The following is a 12,862-nucleotide window of genomic DNA, read 5'->3' as shown; positions in this document are numbered from 1 at the left end:
AATGAAGAATATAGAATTACTGGTTCTGGATATGGCCGGAACAACGATTGACGAAGATAATGTAGTGTACAAAACATTAACTGAAGCTGTGAATAATCACGGCTATCATGTGACCTTAGAAAATGTGCTTTCAAGCTGCGCAGGAATGGAAAAACTGGAAGCGATCACGAGTCTGCTCAAGGAGATCAACGGAAGCGAAGAAGATGCTCCCGTTATTTTTGAAAACTTTTCTGAACAGTTAAGAGTAGCGTATCAAAAACTGGAAGTAAAGCCTATTAACGGGACCGAAGCTTTTCTTTTAAAAATGAAATCTCAAAATAAAAAAGTAGTTCTGAATACCGGTTATACCTCCGAAATTGCGCAGCAGCTACTTGACAAATTACAGTGGAAGGAAAATGTCCATTTTGATGCTTTGATCACGGCTGATGATGTCTCCGAAAGTCGCCCTAGCCCTGATATGATCAACCTTGCGATGAAAAAATTCAATATCGTTGAAGCCAGCAGAGTTTTAAAGGCGGGGGACTCTGTGATTGATATTGAAGAAGGGAAAAATGCAGGCTGCGGGCTCACCATTGCTGTTCTTTCCGGAGCTCAAAGCAGAGCGGAACTGGAAAAAGCCCATCCCGATTATATTTTTAATACCATTTCTGAGGCTGAAGATTTACTTTAAACTCTTCTTTCAAATTATACTTATTTTTTTCAGCCTCATTTTTTTAAATTAAACATTAATAACACCACTTTATGATTCGTGGAAATTCGTTAAGGTATTTGTGCTGTTGGTGTTTAAAATCCTTAAATATTTAGTTATCAATTTATTAACTTTAAGTTTACACATTTTTACAAATAGTAAATTAATTTTACAATTATTAAAAATAAAATTACTATTTGTAAACTTTTCCTTTTAAAAATCTTTTACCCTATGAAAACAAAACTATTCTCAATGGCTGTTCTTATGAGCTGTTTCCTGGGAGCTCAGACTAAAAAAGTTCTTTTTATCGGTATTGACGGGTGTCGCGCGGACGTGATGATGTCTAGCAATATCCCGAACATCCAAAGCCTTGTTAATCAATCCATTTACTCTATTGATGGTCTTTGCGCTGCCACTACATGGAGCGGAAATGGCTGGAGTACAATGCTTACCGGTGTATGGCACACGAAACACAATGTGCAGGACAACAATTTTACCAGTCCCAACTACATCAATTATCCTGATTTTCTTACCAGAGCCGAAACTTACAATCCTAATTTAAGAACGATCTCTCTGGCGAATTGGGCCCCCATTAATGACAAAATTGTGAAAAGTGCCGATGTAAAAAGCAATTTAGGTTCTGACCTGGCCGTAAAAAATGCAGCTGTGAATGCTATGCAGAATGACAATCCGGATATTCTTTTCGTGGATTTTGATGATGTAGACCATGCAGGACATTCTTATGGATTCGCGGGTACGGTTCCCCAGTATGTATCATCGATTCAGACGACCGATTCATATATTGGTGAAATTGTCAGTGCGATGAAAAGCAGACCGACTTACTCCAGTGAAGACTGGCTGGTGGTTTTGACCACAGATCACGGGGCTGTTCAAAGTGCTCACGGTGGAGGAAATCTTTCTGAACGTAATATCTTTAACATCTATTCCAATCCGGGATTTACACCTCAGCAGATCAGTAAAACAATTCTTGAATCCAACAAAACCTTCAATCAGCTTAGCTTTCCGGCAGGAACATATGCAAAACCTGCCAATCAGACTCCTTTTAATTTTGGGGCATCGCAGGATTTTACCATTGAATTCTGGGTAAAACCTAATGCTGCTTACTCCAGTGATCCAGTGATGATCAGTAATAAAAACTGGGCAAGCGGAAACAATAAAGGTTTTGTTATATCCGGCAGTTCCGGGCAGAACTTCAAAATGAATATCGGGGACGGAACCAACAGAATTGATCTGACCGGCGGAAAAGCAGAAACAGGAAAATGGAAACATATTGCGGTAAGTTTCGACAGAGACGGATTGGTAACGCTTTATGAAGATGGAGTTCCGGTGACTTTTGCCAAAATGAATACCATCGGAAATATCGATTCCGGCTTACCACTGACTATCAACCAGGACGGAACGAATGTATATGGGCTCAATCTTGCCGCTTCTTACAAAGATATCAGAATATGGAAATCTGCCCTTCCCGCTAACGTGATTGTTAACTGGGCGAATCAGGATATTACTTCTTCACATCCTTATTATGCTCAGCTGCTGGCAGACTGGAAATGTGGTGAAACATCAGGTAATATCTTGACGGATTCAAGTCCTAACGCTAACAATCTGGCGGTAACAGGTTCTCCTTCTTATGCTGCTGGTACGACAAATACTTTCAAGATTTATGACTATACCTCAACGCCTAGAGAGACGGATCATTTTCCTACAGTCCTGAACTGGATGTGTATTCCGGTACAGCCTTCATGGGGAATCGACGGGGTAAACCGTATTCCGGTATGTATCAATGGAGCTTTGGGAGTGAAAGACATTCAAGCAAAAACCGATGATTTCAGACTTTATCCCAATCCTGCTTCAGAAAGCATAAGCATACAGTATCAGTCTGATGATAAGGAAATTAAAATGGAAATTATTGATACCAAAGGATCATTGATTTCAGTAAGAAATTTAAAGTCTTACAATGGTTCGTTTAACGAAACGATCAATGTTCAAAGCCTTCCTGCAGGCGCGTATTTCCTAAAAATCAACGGAAGCAAAAAGTCGCTGACGAAGACTTTCATTAAGAAATAGAACAGTAAAGCATTAGATTTAATTTTTTGATATTAGAACAAGGATATTCCTATCCGAGTTCTAATATCTTTTTTTTGCTTAATCATTGAATTTCAACAACATTTGGGTGTTGCATCGGGCGTAAGCTGAATCTGAAACCGGCATATGATCAAAGCCCAGTTTTTCGTACAGTTTTATGGCAGGAACCAGTACAGAATTTGTTTCCAGAAAAATACTTTCTGCTTTTAATGCTCTTGCTTTATCTACCAGAGCCTGTCCTACAAGATATCCGATTTTCTTTCCCTGTGCCTTAGGACTTACTGCCATCTTTGACAGTTCAAACCTTAGGGGTTCATCCGATATTTTCACCAACGCACATGTTCCCACAGCTTCACCATTTAAAAGGGCAACGATGATATATCCTCCTTTATCTACAATATATTCCTGAGGGTTGTCCAGCAGTTTATAGTCTCCTGCTTCCATCGCGAAAAAGGTTTTGATCCATTCTTCATTCAAAGCCTTGAAAGCTTCTTTATATTGAGGTTCATAGTTGACAATTTGTACTTCATTGTTCATTTCATTCATTGCTATAAGGTTTAATTACATTCTTTTTTTTACCATTTTGGCTAATTTCTCCAGATCACTTTCTACTCTGTCTGTCCATTCCAGAGCATAATTCAGTCGCATACAGTTCTGGTACTGATTGTACTGTGAAAACATCCTTCCCGGGGCAAAATTTATTTTCTGGCTCATAGCTTCATCAAATAAATCCTCTGTACATATTTTTTTGTCCAGTTCCAGCCACAGCATAAAGCCTCCTTTCGGTTCTGAGATTTTGGTATTATCTGGAAAATATTCTGTCACCGACTTCTGGATCTGAAGATAATTCGCATATAATTTTTTTCTGAATGTTCTCAAATGATGGTCATAACGGCCGTGTTCGAGAAAATCAGCAATCACATCCGGATAGATAGAAGGGCTGCACACCGTCTGTACCAGTTTCTGCCGGATGACCTGCTCTTTAAATTTTCCGGGAGCCACCCATCCTACCCGATAACCGGGAGCCAATGTCTTGGAAACCGATCCGATCCACATTACAAGTCCTGCCTCATCATAGAATTTACATGGTTTTGGTCTTTCTGCTCCAAAATAAAGGTTGCCGTAAATATCGTCTTCAATAAGAGGAACATTATATTCCGTAATCAGCTTTACCAGTTCTTTTTTGTTCTCATCAGGCATCTGAAAACCTAAAGGATTGTTGAAATTGGTCACAAAACAGCACGCAGAAAGTGTAGGAAGTACTTTTTTCAGGGCTTCCAGATCAACTCCATAAATAGGATGGGTAGGAATTTCCACCACTTTCAGCCCCAATTGCTGGATGGCCTGAAGTACCCCGAAATAGACAGGGCTTTCCACCGCAACAGAGTCTCCGGGTTTTGTTACTGCCATCAGACAGGTATAGACAGCATTCATAGCTCCTGAGGTGATCACCAGATCGTCTTCTGAAATCTTCCCTTCCAGCACAAGCGCCCATTTGGCTGATTCGCGACGCAGATATTCGTTTCCCTGTACCGGTTCATAATCTGTTCCACTGTCACTCTTTCTGTTAATCACATTGATCATAGATTTCTTCAATTTGGCTAATGGAAGAAAGCTTTTACCAGGAATTCCCAAGGCGAACTGGGTAACATCCGTTCCACCAATGGTTCCGAATACTTTATCGATAAGAACCTCAGCTGTATTTTCTCTTTCTGCTACTTTCATAGGGGCAACAGAGGGCAAGGCAAGCTTTCTCTGGGAACTCTGGCTCACAAAATAGCCGTATTTCGGCCGTGACTCTACCAACGAACGGCTTTCCAGTTCCATGTAGGCCTGCTTCACGGTATTCAGACTGACATTGTAAAGTTTCTGGGCACTTCTAAGCGAGGGCAATCTGTCCCCAAACTGCAGGGTATCGCTTTTGATCTGTTCCGTGACGGATTTTGCTATTTTAAGATACAGAACGTCTTTAGACATAGGAAATCGGGTTTAAGTAAATGTACAACTTCCATTATTTTTATCCAACATTCAGCCAGCTGACCATTCTGGAAATACTGCTTTTCAGTTGCTGCGGATTTCTGAAATTGGCGGTTGTCTTTTTCTTAAAATAATGCTCTGCACGAAAGATAAAATTCTTTTTCTCCCACTCCGTAAGATTGCTTTCATAAATTTTAAAGGCAATTTCTCCGTTTTCAGTAAGAATCAGCGTCGCAAAAGCTAAAATTGTGTCCTTTTTTTTAACCAAAAGAAAAGGAACTCCAAAATTCTGATTAAGCTTTTGAAGGGTTTGTGACTGTAGAAAAATATTTTTTAAGGACAGCATATCTGAAATGTAGACTTCAGCATACACGAGCTGATCCCGGGATTGTAGTAAGGTTTCCATAGTGTTCTGCTTTACTTGGACAAAATTATAGAGTATTGGAGACTGGATACAGATACAGAACTTGGTATTATTATGGGTACAGAATATTATATTTAACAGAGAAACGGTATAAAAATAAAAAACTCTCTGTGATATTTCACAGAGAGTTTTTTTGCTGAGTGCGGATGAAGGGACTCGAACCCCCACGCCTCACAGCACCAGATCCTAAGTCTGGCGTGGCTACCAATTACACCACATCCGCGGTTGTTTTTTCTTTGTTAAAAGAACTTCCTTCCTTTTGAGGCTACAAATATAAAACATTTTCTTCTAAAATAAGAACAAAAAAAACAGAATTACTGTTAAATAATGTAACGTAATTTCAGGACAAGACATTAATCAGATCTTGTTTTTCATTCCAAATAACCACAAAGAGGAATTCTTACAATAAACAAATTATTAAACGTTTGCCTGGACGAAAATATGGAAGTAATTACGATAAAAACAAAAGATCAATTTTATGCGAGTGTATATCAAATTTAGAATTATAGTACACTCTCATTTTTTTGTTGAAAACAAACAACGAATAAGGGCATAACCTCCTAAAATAAAGGGATTAACATAATATAATATTTTTTACGCGTAAGAATTATTGACCTACATTTGTTGTCTAATTTAAAACAATAACCATAAGAAAAAACTTAATTACACTATCAATTATTGGTGCATTTACTCTTAGTTCTTTTACAAGTACTGACAAAGTTGATACAAATGGAACCTCATTCAGACCTGTTACACACAAAATTTCCCCCTGCAATTTCTAAAGTGTTCAAGCAACTTACTGGGATAGCTATTCGGTGTTCATAAAGGACTGTCTTTTTAGCGTGATTTTTCCCAGTTGTATGAATTTTTTGGTGAAAGTAACTTAGAGTATCCCGACACCCAAAAAGGCGGTTTTCCGAAAAGCCTTCAACGAGTAGGAATTATTAAAAAACTTCAAGTATGAAAAAAAAATTATCATTCTTTTTTTTAATCTTATTTTGGCTAACCTCTTTAGCCCAAAATAGCAATGTCTGTTTCAATCGTCTGCACAATAGTTTTGCAGAAGCCTTAATTCCCGTAAATCAATGGAACGGTTCAACAGTTTCCTTTAAGATTTATTTTACAACTGGTGGCCTTTTTAACGGGTATAACTATGATGTGAATAATCTGACAAAAGTTAATAAAAACGGTCAGGAATATTATTACGTTAAAGTAGGAACAACACAGGATTTCAGCAACCAGACTTTAATCTATGAGGTAAGCAGTCCTTCGGATGCAGCAGTCTCCAGTACATTAGCGGCAATTCCACAAAGCGACTGGAATGATTATACGAAGCAAAAACAATGTGTGGATAAAGCTAATGTGTGCTTCAACCGTCTGCACAACGGTTTTGCAGAAGCCCTGATTCCTGTGAATCAATGGAATGGAGACACTAAAGTGAACTTCAAGATTTACCTTGCAACCGGTGGACTTTTCAATGGGTATAATTACAATGTTAATGATTTGGCCAAGGTTACAAAAAACGGTCAGGAATATTATTACTTAAAAGTAGGAACATCCCAGGATTTCAGCAGCCAGACCTTGACTTATGAAGTCAGCAGTCCTAAAAATGCGGCAGTATCAAATACCCTGGCGGCAGTTCCGCAAAGCGACTGGAATGATTACACGAAACAGGAGCAATGTGTTGATAAAGCCAATGTGTGCTTCAACCGTCTGCACAATAGTTTTGCAGAAGCTTTGATTCCTGTAAATGAATGGAATGGAGACACTACGGTAAGCTTCAAGATTTATCTTGCAGCAGGTGGTTTGTGGAATGTATACAATTACAATGTTAATAATTTGACAAAAGTTAACAAAAACGGTCAGGATTATTATTACATAAAAGAAGGAACATCACAGGATTTCAGCAGCCAGACTTTGACTTATGAAGTGAGCAGTCCTAAAAATGCGGCAGTATCAAATACTTTGGCACCACGTCCGCAAAGCGACTGGAATGATTACACAAAACAAGAACAATGCATTGATAAAGCCAATGTGTGCTTCAACCGTCTGCACAACAGTTTTGCAGAAGCTTTGATTCCTGTAAATGAATGGAATGGAGATACTACGGTAAGCTTCAAGATTTATCTTGCAGCAGGTGGTTTGTGGAATGTATACAATTACAATGTTAATAATTTGACAAAAGTTAACAAAAACGGTCAGGATTATTATTACATAAAAGAAGGAACATCACAGGATTTCAGCAACCAGACCTTGACTTATGAAGTGAGCAGTCCTAAAAATGCGGCAGTATCAAATACCTTGGCACCACTTCCGCAAAGTGAATGGAACGACCTCACAAAGCAAGAACAATGTGTAGACAAGGCCAATGGAATTTGTATCAATAGAAATAATGCGGATTACACCATATACATTCCTGTTAACCAATGGAATGGAAATAATGCTACTGTAAAACGCTATCTTTCAAATGGAGCTTTTTTCAATGCTCTGTCATTTTCGAATCTTACCACAGAAATACATAATGGGGTTCTATCTTACAAAATAGTAACGGGTTTTTCACAATTTGAAAACGCAAATGTAATTATAGGAGTCACCAGTTCAAGCAACGCCGAAGTTCATGCTTACATAAGCCCAGTTCAGGAGATCTGTTATGAAAATGCGGCATGTACGAATCCAATCACTCCTACATTTACATCGATCTCACCTATTTGTGCAGGATCTGCATTGACATTACCCAGCACTTCTACCCAGGGAATTTCGGGAACTTGGTCGCCTGCCATTAATAACCAGGCGACGACGACCTACACCTTTACGCCCAATGCAGGGCAATGTGCTTCTACAAACACGATGACAGTAACCGTGAACCCTCCTGCTAATTTGGTGTTGACATCAGGTAATAATACACAGACAGTAGAGGTAAATACTGCTATCACTCCAATAACATATACTTTTAACGGAGCTACAGGAACTTCTGTAACAGGGCTTCCAGCTGGTATTACGGCTACAGTAAACGGAACAACCGTTACTATCAGCGGAACAGCTACAACAGCCGGAATTTATAATTACACCGTTACAGTTACCGGAGGATGTGCCCCTGTAAATTTACAGGGAACAATTACAGTTGTAGCCGCTAAAGATTGGAAACTAGCGCCAAATTCCTACATCTTTACAGGAAAAGATGATACCGGAAATGAGGTAGATGGGCTTTATATTCCAGTTAAAAAAGCATATAAGATGTGGCAGGATAATGTGATGTATCTAAACAAGACTTCATTACCTCAAGGTACAATAACTGCTGATGTGTTATGGGAAGATACTCCAGGTTTAATTAAATCAGGAGAAAATTATTCACTTGAAATGACAGGAGAAGCTGAAAATGCAAAAATTAAAATTCCTATTAAGAAATCTCTAGAAGGGAACGCAGTAATTGCATTTAAAGTGAATGGAGAAGTTCAATGGTCCTGGCACGTTTGGGTGACTGATGACCCTACGAATGGTTCAAAATACAGAAGTTATGGAGATGAGGCAAGACTACTCAAAAATGGCACCCAAGAAAGAATCCCTGATTCAGATTGGGGCTGGATGGACAGAAACCTGGGGGCTTTAGGAGCTTCTATTACAGGGACAGATCAATATGACAAAAACGGAGGTTTACTTTACCAATGGGGAAGAAAAGACCCTTTTCCTCCACTTATTACGAGAGGGAATACTTATTATGAAGTATCAGGTTCAATAGGAAAAGTAAGAGATGTAAAGGCTAGCCTGGAAAATGGTGCTAACTACAAAATACTTACTGATATAGCGATAACTGTACCCAAAGCTGACGCATTTATAACAAATAATTTGCCGCTTTCTATAAAAAATCCATTGAGTTTGATCTATTCAGATGCGCTTCATTATGATGGCGTCTCATCTTCCAGATACAATTGGTTTGGATATATTAATGGGACAAGTGTAAATCCATCTAATAATGCAAGAGTAAATTTTTGGTCGGATAATGCACAAGGAAATATAAACAATTCAACGGAAACTACAACGACGGCTAAAAATGTTTATAGAAACAAAGAAAAGTACGATCCATGTCCAAATGGCTGGAGAATCCCTTCTATGCTTACAACTTTTGCATATTACAGTGGCATACCATTAAACCGATCTCCTTTTGGACCAAAATCTAACGATAATGCAGATATTTATTACACCACTAATAGTGTAAGCAATACTTTGAAAATTGGAGCAAATCCCTATTATGGATTTATAAAACCCAATTATAATAATTTTCCATCCTATCCTAACTATTTAAAATCAATTAAGGTTTATTCTAACATAGGAGTAGATATGACTAATTTTGGTGGGGATAATTTAGGGCTGTTTCCAGGTACCGGAAAAATATTATGGAAAATGCCTAATGAAGACTCCTACGGAGACATGCACCAAACAAGATTGTGGACTGCTACTATGGCTAGAACAGTCTTTGGTGGCTCTAATAACGGTAGTACTTCTAATACAGCAAGAGGTTTATTGATTATTCCTGAAAATGAACCCAATTCAACTAATGATACACCAGATCCAAGTTTGAATGTTATTGGCAGATATTCATATAACCCAATGTACGAAATGCACACTACAGATGCTGCCGGGTGCCGATGTATAAAAGATCCTTTATATAAGGATAATGATTATAATTTCCCTACAGAATTCTTTACAGATCAAAAGAACTATGGAAAAGAATATCTAAATCAGCCAAACTCTTATCAAAGAGTAAAAAGCACTGCTGAATTGACCATAGAAATTCCTGTTTCAAAGGCTATTGCTATGCAAAATCAGTATATGAATAACCTGGAAATTCTGAATCCTGTAAGTTATAATAGCTTAAAAGCTAATGTACATTGGAGTAATAATACGCAATTGATTAAAAATATTTCAGTGCTTAACTCTTCTCCCGCATCATTAGCAGCTATTTCAAATTCTAAGATTAAGGTTCTCATTAATCCAAACCAAAGCGGTAATGCAGTAGTAACGCTTCATAATGGCAGTATAGATAATCCTGTTTACTGGAGCTGGCATATTTGGATAACTGATACGGAAGTAGGTTCTTACTTATATACAACTGATATGGGTGATCCTGCTGCTCCAAACTTTGTAAATTATGTGAAGGGATTATCCAGTAATGCAGTGAAGCAAGCCCAGCTTATGGATAGAGATTTAGGGGCGTTGCAAGTGTTACCTTCGTCTTTACAAACTCAAGGTGCTCCTACAGAAGCCGAGTTGTCGCAAATTCAAAATTCGGCAGGCTTACATTACCAATGGGGCAGAAAAGATCCTTTCCCTGTGTTCCACGAAAATGTAAACAACAACAAAACAAGTGTTTTCCTGGGAAGAGCCAACGCAGATGGAAGTATTACTTATAGTGAGCTTACCGCTGATACTTTTGAAAATGCAGGAAGTAATTATATCATTCCATATAATACCTATGCCAATAGCGCCAATGTATCAGGAAACGATAAAACTGCTGATAAAATTGCTAAAGTTTTAGGATATTCTGTTAAAAATCCTTTGGTATTTATGATTCCTAGCACTTTAAATCCTTATAACGGGGTTAGAACAATGGGAACAGACTGGTTAATCAATCAGGCTAGTCAATTCCCTGAGCGTTGGGGTAAAGGAACCAGCAAATCACCATTCGACCCTTGCCCGGAAGGCTGGAGAATACCAGATGCCGATTCCAGTAATGATTCGGAGACTGGTTTAGGCGGCTCTCTATGGTACAAAAAGAATGTTTTTGTTGCAGGAAAAAATGCGGTAAATGATTATTTGGGTACTCCGATTAAAAATGGAAATACCATTTTAGGATACGCTTTCCAGAATCCAGCATATAAAATTGGCAACTATGGAACATCCGGTATCAGAGGAAACCGCAGTATAATATTCTCTTCAGCCCCGTCTATACCAACTAAAGTAGAATTTGGTAATGGAAAAAGATGGACTGCTGCATTGCGTACTGCTTATCAGGGAAGGCCTATTTCTATGACTTTCAGTACTGCTAATAATAATTTATATTTAGCAGATAGCGATAACAGTCAGTATTTTGGAGCTCCTTGCCGATGTGTTAAGATTCTGTCCAGAAATGAAAAAGAAGAAGGCTTTTACCCGGATAACGTCACAATTCCTGTACAGTCAGATGCAATAAGCAGAGCCGGCAATGTATTTACAGAAAAAGAAATTAAGAAAAAAATTGAGCAAAAAAAGCTTAGTGTTTTCCCAAATCCTGTAACCGATATTGTTTATATAGATGCTAAAGACAGCAGAGATTATTATTATCAGATATACAATTTGTCCGGTCAGCTTGTGAAAGAAGGCAAATTTGAAAATAACAAAACCAATCTCAGCAATTTACTTTCAGGCGCTTATATTATCAGAATAAATAATTCTGAGCTCGTTGTAAAAATTATCAAAAAATAAAAATAATATTTATCTTAAGAATCCGTCTTACTTTTTTGTGAGACGGATTCTTTGTGTTAATATGTCAATAAATGAAGCAAAGACAGATTATCCATACAAAAATCTATTTATTGTAAAGGATGGGAGTACATTGGTATTGGATATTTTATCACGCTTTGGTAATGAACAAAGAAAAGATAGATAGAATGAAAGAACATAGCAAGTGCTGATGATCCATACTATCTGCTAAATGAAGACATAGAATTTATCTCCGCCCTGATCTAATAACTTTGCTACAGGTGGCAATATGAATGGATGTGATGACTGGTTTAAGACGATTAATAAAACAATTATAAAGAAAGAAGGAGAAATAAATAACCACTCCTAAAAACAAAAAACCCTCTGTTAACCGAAGTTACAGAGGGTTTTAGTACCCCGGGCGGGACTTGAACCCGCACGTTCTTACGAACACAGGATTTTAAGTCCTGCGTGTCTACCAGTTCCACCACCAGGGCAGGTGTGGAGCGAAAAACGGGATTCGAACCCGCGACCCCAACCTTGGCAAGGTTGTGCTCTACCAGCTGAGCTATTTTCGCATAGTGCGGATGAAGGGACTCGAACCCCCACGCCTCACGGCACCAGATCCTAAGTCTGGCGTGGCTACCAATTACACCACATCCGCTGGTTTTTGTTTATTTTAAAGAGCTTGCTTCGTTTTTGTGAGTGCAAATATAGGACATTTTCCTTTACCTCCAAACTTTTCATGAAAAAAAATTAAAATTCATAGATTTTTTTTCTGTCGACCCTATTATTACATTTCATTTTCTTACTTTTACAACGTTAATAATTACAATATGGAATTACAAGGAACGGTAAAGAAACTTTTTGATGCTCAGACATTTGCAAGTGGTTTTCAAAAAAGAGAAATGGTTATTTTAACCCAGGAACAGTACCCACAGCCGATAAACATAGAATTTTTGTCTGATAAGATCAGTTTATTAGATAACCTTAAAGAAGGTGAAAATGTAAAAGTGGGAATCAACATCAGAGGAAGAGAATGGGTTTCTCCACAAGGTGAAACTAAATATTTCAATTCTATCACAGGATGGAAAATTGAAAAAGTAATGGATAACGGATCTGAGCCTACTCAGGCGTCTCCTTCTCAATCTGCATCTCCTGTTTCCAACGAAAACCCTTTCGCTGGCGATGATGACGATGATTTGCCTTTTTAA

General features: G+C 38.2%; 7 protein-coding genes and 4 tRNA genes. 4 read left to right on the top strand and 7 right to left on the bottom strand.

Annotated elements, in window-relative coordinates:
- Position 1 precedes the first annotated feature (1 nt).
- Positions 2–670, top strand: a complete 669-nt coding sequence (locus BUC06_RS01145; RefSeq protein ID WP_073328604.1) for an HAD-IA family hydrolase — start codon at positions 2–4, stop codon at positions 668–670.
- A 249-nt stretch (positions 671–919) separates the two neighbouring features.
- Positions 920–2,773 (top strand): LamG-like jellyroll fold domain-containing protein, encoded by a 1,854-nt coding sequence (locus BUC06_RS01140; protein WP_073328601.1) that lies wholly within the window; start codon positions 920–922, stop codon positions 2,771–2,773.
- A 78-nt stretch (positions 2,774–2,851) separates the two neighbouring features.
- On the opposite strand, the gene BUC06_RS01135 is transcribed toward BUC06_RS01140, so the two are convergent.
- From BUC06_RS01135 to BUC06_RS01120, 4 genes are all read right to left on the bottom strand, one after another.
- On the bottom strand, positions 2,852–3,337 hold the full coding sequence (locus BUC06_RS01135; protein ID WP_073328598.1) for a GNAT family N-acetyltransferase: 486 nt from the start codon (positions 3,335–3,337) through the stop codon (positions 2,852–2,854).
- A 15-nt stretch (positions 3,338–3,352) separates the two neighbouring features.
- Positions 3,353–4,768, bottom strand: a complete 1,416-nt coding sequence (locus BUC06_RS01130) for an aminotransferase-like domain-containing protein (protein ID WP_073328596.1) — start codon at positions 4,766–4,768, stop codon at positions 3,353–3,355.
- A gap of 40 nt (positions 4,769–4,808) precedes the next feature.
- Positions 4,809–5,174, bottom strand: a complete 366-nt coding sequence (locus BUC06_RS01125) for a hypothetical protein (protein WP_073328593.1) — start codon at positions 5,172–5,174, stop codon at positions 4,809–4,811.
- 159 nt (positions 5,175–5,333) lie between these two features.
- Positions 5,334–5,415: transfer RNA gene (locus BUC06_RS01120), tRNA-Leu, on the bottom strand.
- Positions 5,416–6,152: 737 nt separating this feature from the next.
- On the opposite strand from BUC06_RS01120, the gene BUC06_RS23320 reads away from it, so the two are divergent.
- Positions 6,153–11,651 (top strand): T9SS type A sorting domain-containing protein, encoded by a 5,499-nt coding sequence (locus BUC06_RS23320; protein ID WP_083563882.1) that lies wholly within the window; start codon positions 6,153–6,155, stop codon positions 11,649–11,651.
- 410 nt (positions 11,652–12,061) lie between these two features.
- Here the strand turns inward: BUC06_RS23320 and BUC06_RS01110 are convergent.
- From BUC06_RS01110 to BUC06_RS01100, 3 genes are all read right to left on the bottom strand, one after another.
- Positions 12,062–12,145: transfer RNA gene (locus BUC06_RS01110), tRNA-Leu, on the bottom strand.
- A 5-nt stretch (positions 12,146–12,150) separates the two neighbouring features.
- Positions 12,151–12,226, bottom strand: a tRNA-Gly gene (locus BUC06_RS01105).
- A gap of 4 nt (positions 12,227–12,230) precedes the next feature.
- Positions 12,231–12,312 (bottom strand) — tRNA-Leu (locus BUC06_RS01100).
- A gap of 172 nt (positions 12,313–12,484) precedes the next feature.
- Here BUC06_RS01100 and BUC06_RS01095 point away from each other — a divergent pair.
- Positions 12,485–12,862: a DUF3127 domain-containing protein gene (locus BUC06_RS01095; protein ID WP_034739828.1), complete on the top strand. Its 378-nt coding sequence runs from the start codon at positions 12,485–12,487 to the stop codon at positions 12,860–12,862.

The organism is Chryseobacterium carnipullorum (assembly GCF_900142785.1).
Taxonomy (GTDB): domain Bacteria; phylum Bacteroidota; class Bacteroidia; order Flavobacteriales; family Weeksellaceae; genus Chryseobacterium; species Chryseobacterium carnipullorum.
This window is presented reverse-complemented; position numbering and strand designations above follow the sequence as displayed.

What these genes read in the sequence shown, in the direction of transcription:
- BUC06_RS23320 (WP_083563882.1), top strand. Translation starts at nt 6,153, where the DNA reads ATGAAAAAAAAATTATCATTCTTTTTTTTAATCTTATTTTGGCTAACC.
- BUC06_RS01130 (WP_073328596.1), bottom strand. Translation starts at nt 4,768, where the DNA reads ATGTCTAAAGACGTTCTGTATCTTAAAATAGCAAAATCCGTCACGGAA.
- BUC06_RS01135 (WP_073328598.1), bottom strand. Translation starts at nt 3,337, where the DNA reads ATGAATGAAATGAACAATGAAGTACAAATTGTCAACTATGAACCTCAA.
- BUC06_RS01125 (WP_073328593.1), bottom strand. Translation starts at nt 5,174, where the DNA reads ATGGAAACCTTACTACAATCCCGGGATCAGCTCGTGTATGCTGAAGTC.
- BUC06_RS01145 (WP_073328604.1), top strand. Translation starts at nt 2, where the DNA reads ATGAAGAATATAGAATTACTGGTTCTGGATATGGCCGGAACAACGATT.
- BUC06_RS01095 (WP_034739828.1), top strand. Translation starts at nt 12,485, where the DNA reads ATGGAATTACAAGGAACGGTAAAGAAACTTTTTGATGCTCAGACATTT.
- BUC06_RS01140 (WP_073328601.1), top strand. Translation starts at nt 920, where the DNA reads ATGAAAACAAAACTATTCTCAATGGCTGTTCTTATGAGCTGTTTCCTG.